24 protein-coding genes and 2 pseudogenes are annotated in these 16,748 nt (G+C 22.7%); 17 read left to right on the plus strand and 9 right to left on the minus strand.

Translation table 4 applies throughout. The features are described 5' to 3' along the window. The first annotated feature begins 6 nt into the window (after positions 1-6). Positions 7-342: a hypothetical protein gene (locus AACL24_RS06650; protein ID WP_339049238.1), complete on the plus strand. Its 336-nt coding sequence runs from the start codon at positions 7-9 to the stop codon at positions 340-342. Here the strand turns inward: AACL24_RS06650 and AACL24_RS06655 are convergent, their stop codons facing one another. From AACL24_RS06655 to AACL24_RS06670, 4 genes are all read right to left on the minus strand, one after another. Continuing rightward, positions 343-1,473 carry a hypothetical protein gene (locus AACL24_RS06655; RefSeq protein WP_339046406.1) on the minus strand — a complete coding sequence of 377 codons (1,131 nt, stop codon included), beginning with the start codon at positions 1,471-1,473 and terminating at the stop codon, positions 343-345. A gap of 287 nt (positions 1,474-1,760) precedes the next feature. Further along, positions 1,761-2,126, minus strand: coding sequence for a hypothetical protein (locus tag AACL24_RS06660; RefSeq protein ID WP_339049239.1), 366 nt, complete (start codon positions 2,124-2,126; stop codon positions 1,761-1,763). A 2-nt stretch (positions 2,127-2,128) separates the two neighbouring features. After that, complete coding sequence (locus tag AACL24_RS06665; protein WP_339049240.1) at positions 2,129-2,395, minus strand: hypothetical protein; 267 nt, start codon at positions 2,393-2,395, stop codon at positions 2,129-2,131. Positions 2,396-3,386: 991 nt separating this feature from the next. Next, entirely contained in the window at positions 3,387-3,545 is a 159-nt protein-coding gene (locus tag AACL24_RS06670; RefSeq protein WP_339049241.1) for a hypothetical protein, read from the minus strand. Positions 3,546-3,675: 130 nt separating this feature from the next. Between AACL24_RS06670 and AACL24_RS06675 the strand changes: the two genes are divergently transcribed. Together AACL24_RS06675 and AACL24_RS06680 are read left to right on the plus strand one after the other, a co-directional pair. Further along, positions 3,676-3,972 (plus strand): agmatine deiminase family protein, encoded by a 297-nt coding sequence (locus tag AACL24_RS06675; protein WP_339049242.1) that lies wholly within the window; start codon positions 3,676-3,678, stop codon positions 3,970-3,972. A 57-nt stretch (positions 3,973-4,029) separates the two neighbouring features. Next, a pseudogene (locus AACL24_RS06680) lies at positions 4,030-4,362 on the plus strand (transposase); the annotation flags it as partial. A gap of 41 nt (positions 4,363-4,403) precedes the next feature. Here AACL24_RS06680 and AACL24_RS06685 read toward each other — a convergent pair. The 3 genes from AACL24_RS06685 to AACL24_RS06695 all read right to left on the minus strand — a co-directional run bounded on the left by AACL24_RS06685 (position 4,404) and on the right by AACL24_RS06695 (position 6,647). Continuing rightward, a complete protein-coding gene (locus AACL24_RS06685; protein WP_339049244.1) occupies positions 4,404-5,597 on the minus strand; it encodes an IS256 family transposase in 1,194 nt (397 codons plus the stop codon). Between the two features lie 196 nt (positions 5,598-5,793). Then, the gene (locus AACL24_RS06690; protein ID WP_339045908.1) at positions 5,794-6,201 is read right to left on the minus strand and encodes a transposase family protein; all 408 of its coding nucleotides are present in this window, start codon (positions 6,199-6,201) and stop codon (positions 5,794-5,796) included. A 23-nt stretch (positions 6,202-6,224) separates the two neighbouring features. Then, positions 6,225-6,647, minus strand: a complete 423-nt coding sequence (locus AACL24_RS06695; protein ID WP_339045912.1) for a transposase family protein — start codon at positions 6,645-6,647, stop codon at positions 6,225-6,227. 260 nt (positions 6,648-6,907) lie between these two features. On the opposite strand from AACL24_RS06695, the pseudogene AACL24_RS06700 reads away from it, so the two are divergent. After that, positions 6,908-7,660: pseudogene (locus AACL24_RS06700) on the plus strand (IS256 family transposase); the annotation flags it as partial. Here AACL24_RS06700 and AACL24_RS06705 read toward each other — a convergent pair. Then, on the minus strand, positions 7,647-8,384 hold the full coding sequence (locus AACL24_RS06705) for a hypothetical protein (protein WP_339049245.1): 738 nt from the start codon (positions 8,382-8,384) through the stop codon (positions 7,647-7,649). The pseudogene AACL24_RS06700 and the gene AACL24_RS06705 sit on opposite strands and share 14 nt — an antisense overlap. A 299-nt stretch (positions 8,385-8,683) precedes the next feature. Continuing rightward, a complete protein-coding gene (locus tag AACL24_RS06710) occupies positions 8,684-9,826 on the minus strand; it encodes an Mbov_0401 family ICE element transposase-like protein (protein WP_339049246.1) in 1,143 nt (380 codons plus the stop codon). Between the two features lie 213 nt (positions 9,827-10,039). Here AACL24_RS06710 and AACL24_RS06715 point away from each other — a divergent pair, with 213 nt between their 5' ends. The 13 genes from AACL24_RS06715 to AACL24_RS06775 all read left to right on the plus strand — a co-directional run bounded on the left by AACL24_RS06715 (position 10,040) and on the right by AACL24_RS06775 (position 16,742). Then, entirely contained in the window at positions 10,040-10,987 is a 948-nt protein-coding gene (locus tag AACL24_RS06715) for a rolling circle replication-associated protein (RefSeq protein ID WP_339049247.1), read from the plus strand. A 224-nt stretch (positions 10,988-11,211) separates the two neighbouring features. Then, entirely contained in the window at positions 11,212-11,487 is a 276-nt protein-coding gene (locus tag AACL24_RS06720; protein WP_281748222.1) for a hypothetical protein, read from the plus strand. Positions 11,488-11,547: 60 nt separating this feature from the next. Continuing rightward, complete coding sequence (locus tag AACL24_RS06725) at positions 11,548-11,751, plus strand: hypothetical protein (RefSeq protein WP_339049248.1); 204 nt, start codon at positions 11,548-11,550, stop codon at positions 11,749-11,751. A gap of 217 nt (positions 11,752-11,968) precedes the next feature. Continuing rightward, positions 11,969-12,826 (plus strand): hypothetical protein, encoded by an 858-nt coding sequence (locus tag AACL24_RS06730; protein WP_339049249.1) that lies wholly within the window; start codon positions 11,969-11,971, stop codon positions 12,824-12,826. Between the two features lies 1 nt (position 12,827). Then, positions 12,828-13,247 (plus strand): hypothetical protein, encoded by a 420-nt coding sequence (locus AACL24_RS06735; protein ID WP_339049250.1) that lies wholly within the window; start codon positions 12,828-12,830, stop codon positions 13,245-13,247. A gap of 16 nt (positions 13,248-13,263) precedes the next feature. Then, a complete protein-coding gene (locus AACL24_RS06740; protein ID WP_339049251.1) occupies positions 13,264-13,389 on the plus strand; it encodes a hypothetical protein in 126 nt (41 codons plus the stop codon). Continuing rightward, complete coding sequence (locus AACL24_RS06745) at positions 13,389-13,577, plus strand: hypothetical protein (RefSeq protein ID WP_339049252.1); 189 nt, start codon at positions 13,389-13,391, stop codon at positions 13,575-13,577. The genes AACL24_RS06740 and AACL24_RS06745 overlap by 1 nt, the downstream gene beginning before the upstream one ends. 1 nt (position 13,578) lies before the next feature. Next, a complete protein-coding gene (locus tag AACL24_RS06750) occupies positions 13,579-13,779 on the plus strand; it encodes a hypothetical protein (protein ID WP_338956925.1) in 201 nt (66 codons plus the stop codon). A gap of 34 nt (positions 13,780-13,813) precedes the next feature. Continuing rightward, on the plus strand, positions 13,814-14,074 hold the full coding sequence (locus AACL24_RS06755; RefSeq protein ID WP_338973731.1) for a hypothetical protein: 261 nt from the start codon (positions 13,814-13,816) through the stop codon (positions 14,072-14,074). A 12-nt stretch (positions 14,075-14,086) separates the two neighbouring features. Next, positions 14,087-14,410: a hypothetical protein gene (locus tag AACL24_RS06760; RefSeq protein ID WP_338960510.1), complete on the plus strand. Its 324-nt coding sequence runs from the start codon at positions 14,087-14,089 to the stop codon at positions 14,408-14,410. A 209-nt stretch (positions 14,411-14,619) separates the two neighbouring features. Then, positions 14,620-14,811, plus strand: coding sequence for a hypothetical protein (locus AACL24_RS06765; RefSeq protein WP_338956933.1), 192 nt, complete (start codon positions 14,620-14,622; stop codon positions 14,809-14,811). A gap of 23 nt (positions 14,812-14,834) precedes the next feature. Continuing rightward, positions 14,835-15,872, plus strand: coding sequence for a hypothetical protein (locus tag AACL24_RS06770; RefSeq protein ID WP_339049253.1), 1,038 nt, complete (start codon positions 14,835-14,837; stop codon positions 15,870-15,872). A 9-nt stretch (positions 15,873-15,881) separates the two neighbouring features. Then, the gene (locus AACL24_RS06775) at positions 15,882-16,742 is read left to right on the plus strand and encodes a hypothetical protein (protein WP_339049254.1); all 861 of its coding nucleotides are present in this window, start codon (positions 15,882-15,884) and stop codon (positions 16,740-16,742) included. The last annotated feature ends 6 nt before the right edge of the window (positions 16,743-16,748 follow it).

The following is a 16,748-nucleotide window of genomic DNA, read 5'->3' on the forward strand; positions in this document are numbered from 1 at the left end:
TTTATTATGAAAACATGAATAAAAATAAATTTAAGTAAAATAACATTGGCATTAGCACTAACTGGTGCTACAACTGGAACAATAGGTTTAATCATGGGAGGGATGCTTACCCATAATGTTAGTGGAGTTAAATATTTTTTAACTCCACATAAACAAGTTGAATGAGGTGTTCAAAAAATATGAATGTCTGATATTCATGGTATTTCAGTCGATATAAAAAATGAATTTAAAATTTATTTTTCTGATACTCCTGAAAAAACAGAATTTTATAATAGTGGAAATACTCTTGAAAGAATAGATATATCATGAGATGGTAATTATCCTGATGGATATTTTTGATAATTAAAGTTCAATATTTATATAAGAAATATTTTCGTTATATTTATCAAATAGATTAATATTTTTTAAATTTATTTCTTGCTTATCAGTTATTAAAATTAAATCATAATTACCAGCACCAAATATTCCACTAATTTCAATACGATTTAAATTATTAATTGCTTTTTTAATTTGTAAATCAAATTCATTATTGTTATCAATTTGTAATATTTCTTCATAAAATTCTAATTTAGAAAATAATTGAGATTTATTTGAACCATATAAGTTTAAAGTATTCTCAAGTTTATTTTTATTAATAATTAATCGTGTAAAATATTTACCATATTCTCCATTTGCTAGTGTTCAATCAGCAGGAACTAATGATGGAATATTATTACTTTCTAATTCATTTGTAATAGATAATCAATTAAATTGATTATCATCAAGTTTAAATAATTCATTTTGACTAATATCATTATTTTTTAATTTAATATTATTCTTATCTGAAAAATCAAAATATTCAGATTTTAATATAACTTTTATATCTTTAAATTGTCAAATATCATTTTTACTGGGTTTTATTGGACTTGATTTTAGTTCAAAATAATAAGGTAATAATATTTTATTATCATCATTCAAACCTTTATTTATTGATAAAGTTGAATAAATATATTTTGATAACATAATAAATACTTGTTTAAATATTTTAACTTGTTGCAAATTTATATAATTTGGATAATCTAACTCTCATTGTTTAAATAAATTAGTAATTATTTCGTCAGGTTTTTGCCCCGAAAATGTATCACGTAATTCTGCTATTTTATTTGTTGGTTTACCCGTTTTTTCATCATATGTAGCACCTTCAAAATTTCTATTGTAATTATATGTATAACTTAACATGTTTAATAATAATTGTTGTAAACTATCATTTTTTGGTGCATCTTGTATTTCAATTGCAATATCTTTAAATCTATTATTAGTTGCAAGATAAACATATCATCCTTCATTACTAAAAGATAAAACTTTTTTATCTTCTAAATGTATTTCATGTTTTAATGGTCAATTACCATTTCAAATACCACCCATTTCTCAACCTAATCAAGTATCAGTTACTCTTGCATTATTAATTACTTCTTTTCTTGTTTCTTTAGACATATTCCGTAATTAAATTTTTTAAAATTATTAATTGACTTTTAAAAAATTTAATTACGGAATATGTCTTTTGTGAAATTTTTAATAAAATAAAACCATTAAAATAAAAAAAATATTAAAAATATTTTTTTAAAATTTAAATTTTTATCGAGTTAATATAAAAATATTATTAACAATTTTTTGTTTAAAATGTAAACTCATTTTTTAAACTATTTTTTCAAAAAATATTTATTTCTATATTCAATAACACTAAATAGTTTTAAAACAATTTTATTGACAATTAATTAAATTTAATTACGGAATATGTCCTTTGTTATTTTATTTTTATTTTTTGGGTGGTTTTCTAGATAATCTCAGTTAAAAACATCTTGAACTAATACCATTAATGCACCAATAATTTTAGGAGTTGCTAATGGATTAGTTAATAATTGTTTTGAAGTTAAAAAGAAATTTTCTACAATAACTAATATTTTTTTATCAATAAATTTTTCTTTAATTAATTTAAATTTTTCTTTATACATATTTTTAGGTCATAAAACAGTTAATGTATTAAATGTTTCATTAAAAACAATATTATTAGTTTCACTTGAATATATAACCATTCCATTATTACCAATTCCAGCAGGGTCAATTCCAATAATTAAGTCATATTGCATTATTAATCAAATTCTCGATTATTGATTTTTTTAATTAATGAATAATATATTGAATCATTACTTGCACTTCTATATCCATCATTTTCAATTTTATTTTTTAAATATTTAATTAATTTTTCTTTATATTCATTAATTATTTCTTTTTTAAAATCTTCTCTTAATTTTTCTATATTATTTAAATGTTCTTTTGTTATTTCTTGATTACGTTTTTTATTATAATCATTAATAATTTCTTGGTCTTTATAAGAAAATAGTTTTTGTTTATTCATATTTATACCTCCTACTTAACCTAACATTTAAAATACAGTCATAACAAATTGCTTTATTATTTTTGTCTCTTAAAAAGTTTTGTCTTGTTTTTATATCATCAGTATTAAAGAATAAATAATCTAATTTATGTTGTTTACATGTTCAACAAAAATACTTTTTCATAATAGTTCTTTCTAATATATTCTGTTGCTTGTAGCATAAAGAATATATATTTTTATTTTTATATTATTAATACTATTCGTTTTATTCATTCCAGAAATTCTGGGCTCAAAAATAAATTGTGAAATTTTAAAAAACATTGAGGCATTCGATTCAATATTTATTTAATTTGTGTTTAGCAAATTAATATTTTAATTGAACCGGCACCGCTCAATTTTTTTTACAAGTTTGAAATTTATTTTCTCGCCCAAAAAATTTTTTCAAAAAAAATAAAAAATAAAACCAACACTTGCTCACTGGGGAGTGGCAAGGTTGGTTAAATAAAGAATAGAATTAATACAATAGGTCCCTACAACAGGTCTATATATACTAGTTTCCAATTCGCTCCCACCCCAAGAATTACCATTAATGGTTAGTATATTTTATTAGGTATCACTCCACTTTTTATTTATCCATGCAAGTCCACATGCTAGCTACTATTTTTAACAACTGTGTTGTAGTTCACTTTTTTAGTTCCTTAACACGTGTTGATAATAGCATTAAAGAGGGTTATTAATTATTAACTTTCTCCTACTTGGTCACTGCGTGTAGTAGATATTTAAAGGATGTTAATAATAAAAAATTTTAAAATTTTACAATTACAAAAAAAAGACAAGATTATTTCTTGTCTTTTCCTTAATAACTTTGAGAATAATTTTTTTTAAATGTATATTTTTTAAAATACGTCGAATATAAATTTAAAATTAAGGGTTAAAGAGAGTAATTTTGTCTAATTTTCATTATTTTTCAAATAATTCATTTTTGGAAATAAGTTACTAATATGATAATAAATTATTTCGTAACTTTGACAACCGCCCTACCACCATTTTTAAACTTTTTTACTTCTTCTGTCTTTAAAATTTCTAGAATTTTATTAAAAATAATATCATTTATACCAGTTAATCTTAATAATTCTGGATTGTTAATAGTTTTTAATTTATCAAACATCATAGATTACCTATCTTTTTTATTTTTAATTTTATTTTAAAAATTAAATTTTTAATAGATAGGTTTTGCAAGAAGTCTATTAAATAAAAAAGGACAACGAAGAGCTGTTCATTTTCACTTCACTGCATGAGGCATGAAAAATGAACCAAATATTAATCCACCCAGTTGAAATTGAAATTATGAAATTGATAATAAAGTTGGAATTGAAATGACTAAAAATAGTAACATTGATTATTATCAAGCACCAATTGTATTAGAAGGCGGAAGCATTCATCAAGATGGTGAAGGAACAATTTATACTACAGAAGAATGTTTATTAAACCACAATCGAAATCCTGATTTAACAAAAGAAGAGATTGAAGAACATTTAAAACAATATTTAAATGCACAAAAGGTAATGTTTAGTAATCTGTGTAACTTACAAAAATAACTATGTTTAATTAATTCTAGTAAATATAATTAAATGACTAGAAAGAGTGAGTTACAGATGGCTAAAAAGCAAAATATTAATAATAATGATCCAATATCAAAAGCAGTAGATTTATTATTAGAAAATACTGAAGATTTAACAACAGTTTTTAAAGAGGGAGGATTGTATAAAGAATTAACAAAAAGATTAGTAGAAAAAATGTTGAATTCTGAGATGCAAAATTATTTGGGATATCAAAAGAATCAACATAGTAATAGTGACAATGCTCGTAATGGTATAAGTTCAAAAAAAATAATAACTCAACAAGGTAAAATTGAGATTGATGTACCACGAGATCGCAATAGTAATTTTAATCCTATAATAGTTGCAAAAAGACAAAGAAGATTTGATGAGGCTTTTATGTAATCTGTGTATCTTTGTTTTACAAAGTACTAGTTTAGATTAATTCTATCTTCAAATTTTATCATAAAATGAGCAATTGCTGTATTTCAATTTTGAATGGGCATTGTTCATTTTTTTGTTATATTTTCAATTGCTAAATAAAATATTTTAAAAACTGCCATATCATTAGGAAAAACTTTTTTATTTCTGATAACTTTTCGTAATTGACTATTTACAGATTCAATAGCATTTGTTGTATAAATAACTCTTTTGATTTCTGTAGGATAACTAATAAAAACCATTAAATTATCTCAATTTTTATATCAAGATTTAGCAATTTGAGGATATTGTTTATTTCACTTATTTTCAAAGGATTCTAAAGCCTGCATTGCTTGTTCTTCACTACATGCAGTATAAATTGGTTTTAAATCTGCAACTAGAGATTTTCTATGCTTATATGAGACATATTTCAAACTATTTCTAATTTGATGAACGATGCATAATTGATGTTCTGTTTTAAGATAAACTGATTGTATTGCTTCTGACATGCCTGTTAAATTATCACTGCAGGCAATAAGAATATCATTTAAGCCACGATTTTTCATTTCTGTTAAATTTGCTAATCAAAATTTAGCACCTTCATTTTCACTAATTCATAAACCTAAAACATCTTTTTTACCTTCTAAATCAACTCCTAAAGCTATATAAACTGATTTATTAATAATCCTTTTATCTTGTCGTACTTTCACTACTATGCAATCAAAATAAACAATCGGATAGACACTTTCTAATGGTCGATTTTGCCATGCTTTTACATCATCAATAACATCATCAGTAATTTGACTAATAACACTTTCACTAATATCAGCACCATGATATAACTCTTGTAATTGCATTCTAATATCTGATAATGTCATACCTTTTGCATATAAAGCATATAAAGAAAGAACTTGTTGATCAAAACCATCAAATTTTCTTTGTCTTTTTGCAACTATTATAGGATTAAAATTACTATTGCGATCTCGTGGTACATCAATCTCAATTTTACCTTGTTGAGTTATTATTTTTTTTGAACTTATACCATTACGAGCATTGTCACTATTACTATTTTGATTCTTTTCATATCCCAAATAATTTTGCATCTCAGAATTCAACATTTTTTCTACTAATCTTTTTGTTAATTCTTTATACAATCCTCCCTCTTTAAAAACTGTTGTTAAATCTTCAGTATTTTCTAAGGACATATTCCGTAATTAAATTTAATTAATTGTCAATAAAATTGTTTTAAAACTATTTAGTGTTATTGAATATAGAAATAAATATTTTTTGAAAAAATAGTTTAAAAAATGAGTTTACATTTTAAACAAAAAATTGTTAATAATATTTTTATATTAACTCGATAAAAATTTAAATTTTAAAAAAATATTTTTAATATTTTTTTTATTTTAATGGTTTTATTTTATTAAAAATTTCACAAAGTAAGTTAAATCTTAAGTACATAAGTCTAAATTTAGATTTTCTACATTTATTTACTAAAATTTTGAATCTTTTCAATCAAGCAAAGACATGTTCAACTTTAATTCTAATTTTAGATACAATCTTATTGTATTTTCTTTCTTGTTTAGTTAATTTTTTATTTTTAGTTCTTTTAATTGGTATTATTGTATTTTTATAAATATTTTGTATACCTTGATATCCTAAATCACCAATAATTATTGTTTTTTCTGAAAATTCAAGATTTGAATTTTTTAATATTTGAAAATCATGCACTTTACCATTATCAGCAAAAATATCAACAATTTTTTTATTAAAAAAATCATATACAATTTGAAATTTTATAGAATACATTCAACTTTTACCAGAAAAATATTCTAACTGTAGTTTTTTTTAGTTGGTCTTTCAATTTCAATCTCAGTTGAATCAATTAAATAAAATTGAAATTCATTTGAATTTTCTTGTTTTTTATCAATTTTTAATTTATATCTTTCTTTTAAAAATTGGTAATCTTTGTGGTTACTAAGTTTATTTTCTACTCAAGTAATATTTCGAAAACAACTTGATGGGCTCATTTTAGATTTAATACTCATTTGAAAAAAAGTATAATATTCTTTTCAGTATAATAAAGTCATCATTAATCTTTCTTCTACTGAAAGTTTATTTTTTCGACCTTTATTTTTTTCTAATTTTTCTATTTCAATTAATTTTTCTAACATTTCATTAAAATGAAAACGTTTTATACCAAAATATCTATAAAATTCTTCATTTTTTAATTTTTTTAAATTTTCAAAAATCATTTTTATCAATACTTTTCTAAATTTATTGTTAATAACAAAATTATAAAATAAATTTTAAAATTATTAATTGACTTTTAAAAAATTTAATTACGGAATATGTCTTAATAATAAATCTACTGCTTTTGATATTGGATCATTATTATTAATATTTTGCTTTTTAGCCATCTGTAACTCACTCTTTCTAGTCATTTAATTATATTTACTAGAATTAATTAAACATAGTTATTTTTGTAAGTTACACAGATTACTAAACATTACCGCAAAATCGACCATTAGAAAGTGTCTATCCGATTGTTTATTTTGATTGCATAGTAGTGAAAGTACGACAAGATAAAAGGATTATTAATAAATCAGTTTATATAGCTTTAGGAGTTGATTTAGAAGGTAAAAAAGATGTTTTAGGTTTATGAATTAGTGAAAATGAAGGTGCTAAATTTTGATTAGCAAATTTAACAGAAATGAAAAATCGTGGCTTAAATGATATTCTTATTGCCTGCAGTGATAATTTAACAGGCATGTCAGAAGCAATACAATCAGTTTATCTTAAAACAGAACATCAATTATGCATCGTTCATCAAATTAGAAATAGTTTGAAATATGTCTCATATAAGCATAGAAAATCTCTAGTTGCAGATTTAAAACCAATTTATACTGCATGTAGTGAAGAACAAGCAATGCAGGCTTTAGAATCCTTTGAAAATAAGTGAAATAAACAATATCCTCAAATTGCTAAATCTTGATATAAAAATTGAGATAATTTAATGGTTTTTATTAGTTATCCTACAGAAATCAAAAGAGTTATTTATACAACAAATGCTATTGAATCTGTAAATAGTCAATTACGAAAAGTTATCAGAAATAAAAAAGTTTTTCCTAATGATATGGCAGTTTTTAAAATATTTTATTTAGCAATTGAAAATATAACAAAAAAATGAACAATGCCCATTCAAAATTGAAATACAGCAATTGCTCATTTTATGATAAAATTTGAAGATAGAATTAATCTAAACTAGTACTTTGTAAAACAAAGATACACAGATTACATAAAAGCCTCTTTAGTTCTTCTTCTAGTTTTTCTTTATTATCCATGTAATCTTGGATTATTTCTTGTAAATGTTCAATACTTTCTGTTGCTTTTTTTAAGTTTGTTTCTAATTTTGTATTTTTATCTTGAATTTTTTTTAGTTCTTCTTCTAAATTTTGATTATTATCCTTATAATTTTTAAGTTCTGTTTCTAGTTTTTCTTTATTATCCATGTAATCTTGGATTATTTCTTGTAAATGTTCAATACTTTCTGTTGCTTCTTTTAAGTTTGTTTCTAATTTTGTATTTTTATCTTGAATTTCTTTTAGTTCTTCTTCTAATCTTTCTTTACTATTTCTAGAATTTTTAAGTTCTGTTTCTAGTTTTTCTTTATTGTCTTGAAATTGTTTTAATTGTGCTTCTAATTCTTTTTTATTGTTTTTTGAATCATTTAATTCTGCTTCTAATTTTGTATTATTATCTTGAATTTTTTTTAATTCTTCTTTTAGTTCTTTAACTTTATATTCAAAATTTTTGTTTTCTTTTACTGATTTTGTATAAAGATTGCTTATTTCATCTAATTTATTACATGTTTCTTGTAATTTTTTATTTAATTTCTCAATTTTTTTATCACATTTATTGCTAGTGGTAATACCTCATCAACTATCAACATCAGATTTTTTTACTATATTTTTATCTTTATCATTTATCATTTTTAAAGTACCACTTTTTTAAATATAAATATTTATTTTTAATAATTGAGATTTATTAAAATATTTTTAATTAAATTTTCATTTATTTTTTTCTTATAAATTAAAAAAATAAGGGTGAGTAAAGTTAATAGTTATAATTTAATTTTCTTTAAATAAAAGACAACTTTAAATTATTAATTGTTGGTTACATTATATACCTTTTTATATTTATAATCAAGTGTTTTAAGTTATTATTTTACAATTATCTAAACTAAAAATTCCTAACTATTTAGGTTTAGATTTATTAATTTTTTAAAATATTAAAGTAAAAGATTTAATTTATTAATTCTTGCTGAATTAATAATAAGCATATTATCAAGAACTTTATCATTAAAAATTTTAGCACCATATCCTTTTAAAGATTTAACTAAATGTGATACATCACTTTCAGCACAAACTCCTTGATTTCAATTTTCTTTTTGATTTATAACACCATCTTTATTATTTTTAAAATATTTATATACTTCTTCATTTACATTATTTTCTTTTAAAAAATCTAATAATTTATAATATTCACCATTAACAAATAATTCATATGCATTAGTTAATTTTTTATTATCTACTTTTCTATTAATAATAAATCCTTTTTTAAGTGCTTTAAATGCATGATGTCTATCAATTACATAAGGAATATTTTCTTTTTTAGCAGTAGATTTAAGATAAGTTGCACCATCACCAATAAATATTAAACTACTTTTACTATAAATATATTGTAAATCAAGAAATTCATAAATTTTATCAATTAATTCTTGTCTTTTAATTCTTTGACCATTTTTATTTTTCATATAAGTAATTTTTTTATCTTTTAAAACATTTCTACTTTTAGTTGATTTATCTAAATCTTTACCCTTATTTGCACTAATAGTACGAATACGATTTTTTTGTTTTTTGTTATTAAATAATGAAGAAATAAAACAATCATCCATATTTATAAATAATTTTTCATTTGGTAATACTACTTTTTTCTCTTTTATTTTTTCAACTTCAATTATTGCATTTTTCATTACATTAGTCATATATGTTTTAGAAAAATTAGTATTTTTTATTATATCTTGTACATCAGATTGTCTTTTACCATTACCTGAATTTTTTATTATTGTATGTTCTAAACTTGTAAGTGTTCTTTTTCTTTTTTTAATTTTTATATAATTATCTAAAGGATAATAATATTTATTAGTTTCTAATATTAAATAACCTCTACGATAAAAATTATTTATTTTACCATATTGAGTATTTGGATTTCTTTTTGCAGTTTTAACATATTTATATTTAGTTTTATCATATATATTTTGATATCAAAAATCATCATATGCTTTTAATAGATTTGTAAAATAATTTAAACCATTATTTTTAATTTGATTATCAAGTTCATCATAATTAAGTTCATTATTAAGAAAATTCATAATATTATTTCCTTTCTTAATTTATGATTTTCATTATAGTAATTTTAGAAAAAAAGTTTGGAAATATGATAATTGTAAAATGATATAATTAAATATATATTAAGTATCGTTTTTGTTTATGTTTGCTTTTATAATTTTTTATGTTAAGATTTGTTTGTTATTAAAATGTATAAAATTGGTTTTTTTAAAACCTAGAATAGTCGAGTTTTATATATGGATTTTCAACAAGATTTTTATGTTAAAAAGATTTTTTATGCTTGTTATGTTAAAAATGTTGTTTTGCCTATTTCTTTTTTAAATAATATTGGAAATAAAAAAGGTAAATGTTATGTTGGTAATAAGCAAAAATTAAGAAATAATACTGTTCGTACTAAAACTAATTTAATTCAAAAAGCATTACATAATTTTTATGATAGTAAAATGTTGAGTTTTGTTACTTTAACTTATAAAGATAATATACAAGATATTAAAAAAGCAAAAAAAGATATTCGTTTATTTTTTCTTAAATTAAAAAAATGATGAAATGACCCTAAACGTTTTGAACATTTAGGAGAATTAAAATATTTTTATGTTTATGAATATCAAGAACGTGGAGCTATTCATTTTCATATAATTTTTAATAGAAAGATATATAAAAGTATGTTAGCAGAATGATGAACTCACGGTTTTAATGATTTAAAAGTAGTTAAACAAGGTACAAATGAATTTGTTATTAAATATTTAGGAAAATATGTTACAAAAGCATTAGATGATGTTAAATCTATAAATCAAGCAGATGTAGGTGTAAAGGCTTATGCTTTTAGTCGTAATTGTAAAAATCCTATTGTAGTTCGTGGTATTAAGAAATTAACAATTGGAGATATAATTAAAGCAAGTTTTAATGCTACAAATGTATTTTATTTTAAAACTCAAAGAGATAGTAGTGGTGATACTGTTATGATTGGTGGTATTATTGAAAGTACTGTTGTAAATGATTATTTTAAAGAATATGAAGATTACGAACGTTATGTATATTTAAGTGCTTTATCGCATAAGCATTATTTGCGGACTAGTGAAATAGGTTATTTAATTCAAAGAGATAAAGATGTTTTGAATTGGGTAGATAAAATTTTTGGTAATAAAGTTGAAAAAATAGATTTTAAGAAAAAAGTTTTACATTAGAAAAAAACTAGTTTTTCTATATTTTTACTTGTATATATATATATATATATATATAATGTTTATTGAACATTAGTAATTACGACTATTCTTACTAGTGTTCATTTTTTTATTTTTTGTTGAAATTTTATATTTTTATGATATATTATTAATAAGTATAGGTTTTACCCTACTATGCTTAACTTATTAAATTAAATTTTAATGAATAGTCGAGGTTAAGTTTTTTTATGTTTAAAGTTCAATTAGTTAATATTGAAAAAGGGCGTATTATACCCGATAAAAATAATAAAGGTCAAACATTAAAGTTTGATGTTTTGAAGTTTGTAGAAATAAATAAACAAACGAGCGTGCCAACTGGCCAAACACGTGATAAATGATATAATCCAGAATTTGCTAGTGATTTTAATAATTGTTTATCTACTGTTGATTTAAAAGTTGGTAATTTTTATTCACTTGAACTTGATTTAAGCGGTAATATTAAAAAACTTTCTAATTGAAAATAGTTATTTATTAAAAGGGTAATTTTAAATAATTATTAATATGTTAGGAGTTAATTTTAAATTATGGCTAAAAATGATAATTGTTCATGTGAACAAGCATTTCATTTAGCGATTTATATGTGTAAACTTTGTGACCAAGTTATTTGTCCTAAAAGAGTTTTACAAAACTTATATACTAGAAAATATTATTGTCCAAATTGTATATTAGATATTGCTTTAAATAAATCAATGAGACAACAAGAAAGTAAGTTAAATTATGAGACATAAGTGTAATGATTGGACTTATGAGCGAGTATATGGTTGTGAAATGTGCTATAGAGTTGCTAATGAAATGGAACGAATAAGAAAAGAGAATAAAAGAAATAAGTAAAAATTAAATAAGGGGCTTATATATGGATTATATATTTTTCATTCAGCCCCAATGGATTAGATTATAATTCATAAATAAGCTCCTTATTAGTATATAAAGTAAGGAGTTTTATTTGTGCCTAATGATTTAGAACAAACTAGTAATTATACTTTAACTAAAATTTTAAGAACTGGATTAAGTCCATTAAGTGCTATGGTAGGAATTAGTGCTTATTATGGTCAATATTTAAAAGACCCAATATTAGGTTCTATTAATTCATTATTATTTAGTAAAAAGTTAGGAATTGATATATGGAATATTAATCAAAGACCTACTACTAGAAATAAAGTTATTAATAGTTATAAAAAGATATTTTTAGGTTTAGGAACAATTGGTTTAATAAATTATGCTAAGTTTGTTCAGTATGTAGATAAGTCAGTTTCTTTATTAAGAGATGAACCTTGTTTTTGACCACCATGTCCTACTGAGCCACCAATTCCTACTCCAATACCAACACCTAAGCCAATAGTTGATAATCCTTTTGTAGATTGAGATACTTATATATCTTTAAATAGTTTTGGTATAGCGAATGTTATTAGTGGTTTAACTGAGTTAATACCTAATAGATTTGAAACTATACGTAAAATAGCAAATATGGGTACTGGTGGTTGTTTGATTAGCACTGGTGTTGCTATGGGTATAAATAATGATTTTAATAATTATTTTGCTATTCCTACGATTATTGCCGGAGCAAGTGAAATTATAAATCAATTATTATTGCCTTTTGGAAATACTAATAATGTTGTTCAAATGCAAGAAGTATTTACTGATGAAAGAGCAAGATTAATTAATGGCAGTGTTAATGATTATCAAAGTACAGATGACAGTATTGTTGATGTTGATTTAAATGATGATAGTATGTCGGAGATTAATTTAGATAGAGCAAGTTTAAACTGGGATTATTCTTATGTTTATACACTAGGTGGTGTTTAAAGTGAAAATATATATGTGATGAATTTTAAAATTTATGGCATTAACTGGATGTATTACATTTAGTATATTTTTAGGATTAATTCCTAGCATTATAGTTTTAGGAATTGTTGCAATTAAACCAGTATCTATCTTAATTGGTATTGTTGTGGGTTATATTGGTATTCCATGAAATAATATTAAAAATAAAATAACAAATTGAGTTTTTAAGAGAAAAGAAAATAAATTTATTAAAAAGAATGATTTAAAAGTTGAAAGAAAAAGATATGAAAAACAAAAATTAGAAAGAAAATTTGAAAATTTAAATAATCAAGTAAAAGAATTAAAACAAACATTAGAATTTCAAAGTAAATTATTAGAAATTAATAATGAAAATTTAAGAAATAATGAACAAAATAAAACTATAAGAACATTTATTTTATAAGGAGTGAATTAATTTTATGAAAAAAGATAAATGAAAAAATATGCCAAGACAAAAGTTGCATAAGAAAAAGGCAAAAAGAAATTTTGACCAAAGATTATATGAAAATATGAGTTTTGATAGTTTTTTAGGAGGTAGAAAATAATGGTTAAATGAATAGTTGTGATAATTGCTGTGCTTGGTACTTCTTGGGTTTTTAAAGGTACTATTAAAAAGTTAGTTTGAAAATTTAAACATAGAAAACACAATGTAGTTGACCCAGATTGTTGATATTGTAAAGAACAAAAACGTAAAGAAAGAGCAAGAAAAGAATTAGAGGAGGGAGGTGATTAGTATGCCAAAAGGATTAAGTGCTTTAATAGAAATGATTGGAGGTATTGGTCAAAAATTATTAGAATCTTTTAGTTATGTTTTTAACTGAGTATTTGCGGGTGATTCTATAATGACAAATTGACCGGTATTAATTCCAATATTTATGATGGTCTTAGTATTTATTAAAGAATTTATTGGACATATTATTCGTGGATTTAGATAGAAAAAATTAAAGTTGTTTTTAGGAGGTAATAGTTATGATTAAATTATTTTTTGCAATAATTTTTGTTTTTCCTTTATTAGGTAAACTTTTACCTTCTTTAAATAATATTGTGCAAAATATTTTACAAAGTTATATTACTGATTTTTCCGGTTTACATAATTTATCTTTGGTTATTAAAAGTTTTATTTTTGGTGATAGTTCACAACAAATAGTTTCAATGCCAGTACCTTTGTTAGCAATTATTTTAGTACTTTTTACTTTTTCATTAATTTTAAAATTATTAAAAATAATATAGGAGTAGTTTATTATGGGTGTTGCTTTTATTTCAAAAGTTTTAGAACTATTTGGACAAATTTTTATGAAATTTTGAAATTTGCCAATGGCAGATTTAGGTTTTAATTTGGGTACTTTTGTTGTTTTTATTCTTTTAATAAAGTTTGCTATGTCAGTTTTTTTAAATATTGATATTCAGCCAGTTTCTACATCGGGTACTGTAAAGAAAAGTTACAAAAACATTAAAGGTAGTTCAAAATTTGTTGGAAAGCAAATTGCTAAGCAACATGAAAGAAAACGTTTAAGAAATAAGGCTAAGGGTGTTGAAAATAAAAAAGGGAAGTTTGTAGGTAATTAGTTATGAGTGATTTTGTTAATAGTATATTGCATTTAATTTTTATATTTTCTAGTAATGATATTGGTATATTTTTAAATCAAACTAATATTACTGATGAAGTTTATATTTTGTTTAATTTGACTTTTTGGTTGGTATTAGGTGTATTTTTTAATTTTATTTATCGTAGTATTAAATTTGTTTTTAGGTCATTGTTTGGGTAGGTGTTAGATATGAGTGTTTGAGATATTTATAATAAAATACATCAATGTATAGTTGATTATTGAACTATGTTTATAGGAAGTCCAGTTGACCAATTTACTACTATTTTATGAAATTTAGTAGTTTATGGTACACAGTTTTTTATTGGATTTATTATATTTTATGGTTTATGATGAGTTTTAAGATGTTTGTTTGGTAAATAATTATGTGATTTAAATTTGCTAAATTGTTTTTTGTTGTAAATACTTCTGTTCAAGCACCAACTAGTTTAATTGCTTCAAATGACCCTAATATTGTTAATTATGATATTACAAAAGAAATGGTTAAACATGTTAAGTATCATAATTTTGATGATTGAGCAACAATACCATGAAATTCTGCTTATTTTGATGTTGACCAACCGGATTTAAAATTAGTAAGTGGTGAATTTATAGGTAATAATGAAGGTTTATATACGTGTTATTATTATAGTGATACAGTTGGTGTTCCGTCACAAATGATAGATATGGGAACTGGTGTTTATACTTTTAATAGAAAACAATTAGATGAATTTTCACGTATTATGTTTAATCATAATTATGTTGCAAAGAATAATACTAATAATTTAAATTTTGTTAATACTGGTAAAAGTATTATAAATTTTCAAACACAGTTAAATTTTGAAATTGATAAACCTTTGAGTTTTTATATTCAAGGTTTTATGTTCTATTTTGAATATGAATATTTTAAAACTTTTACTGCTAATTTTACTTTTAGTTTTTTAGATTATGTTGGTGATACAAAATATGTTTTTAAAGGTAAAGTGGATAATGATATTTATCAACAAGATTTATATAATTTTGTTACTATGCCTATTCGTGTTCCAAATTTAAGACATTTAACAGTATTTTTTGATGTTCATGGTGAATCAACTAGACCAACTTTTTCACCACAGTTGAATTTTGGTCAAATCAATATTTTTTCAAGTGAAAATATAACGCCAGTGCCACCAAATAGTCCTTTTAATCCCGAATATGAAAGACCAAGTTGATATGATGTTTTTGGACATTTACGTAATGCTTTTAGATGAGTACTTTATGGTGTTGTTGGTAAAGTTTTACCAGTTGAACCACTAAGACAATTTCTTTTTACAACGGATAGTTTATTACGACATATTTTTTCAGATACGATTAGTACTGCTTTAAATGTTGATATTGTTAGTGGAATAGAAAATATTATACCTTTATGATTATTTGTTAGAGCAATTAGTTTAATTATAGGTTAGGAGTTTATTATGCCTTGATATGGTTATGTGTTATTAGTTATAGGTTTGATTATAATTATTTATCCAATTCTTATAACTATTCGTAATGTTAAAATTTTAAAACGAGTTGGTAGTTATATTATTTCAGCACCTCCAAGGACTGGCAAATCTGCTCTTGCTTGTTGTTTAGCACAAACTCATAAGAAACGAGTAGTTAGTCCTTTCCCTATTAAGTTAAAGACTGGTTATTCTTATTTGGTTAATTATAACGATGTTTTTACTTTTAATCAGTTAGCAAGTAATTATGCTTTTGAAGAACAAGATTTAATAATTTTAGATGAATTAGCATTAAAGATAAATTCTAATGATTTAGGAGTACAGTTTAAAAATCAACAAGAAAGTTTAGGACAATTTTGTAAGTTAATAGGTCATATGTTTAATGGTACAATGTATTTGATTGAACAACACCCTAATAGAATACCAGTACAAGCAAGAGAAAAAGTTGAGTATGTTGTTCAAGTTAAACGTATGCGTTTTTTGGGTTTTATTGTTATATTTAATCTTAATTTATATACTAATATTGAGGATTATAATAAGGTAGTATTTTCACGTCGTAGAACAAAGAAAATGATTAAAAGAGGTATTATGCCTCCAAGTTATAGTGGTGAAGCAATGGCTATGACTTTATTTTTTCCTAGACACTGGTTAAAAAGGTATAATTCACGTGCTTTACATTATGTGCATGAACTTAAAAGTGAATTGTCGCCTAAGAAATATCTTAAAGAAGCAAGTAGTATTGATATGACTTATAGTGATATTAAGTCTGCTGGTTTGGATAAATTGGATAATATTTTAAAGAAAAAAGATAAACCTAAAAATAAAGATAAATAAAAATGA

The sequence above is a fragment of the Spiroplasma endosymbiont of Colias croceus genome (genome assembly GCF_964020095.1).
Taxonomy (GTDB): Bacteria; Bacillota_I; Bacilli_A; order Mycoplasmatales; family VBWQ01; genus Spiroplasma_E.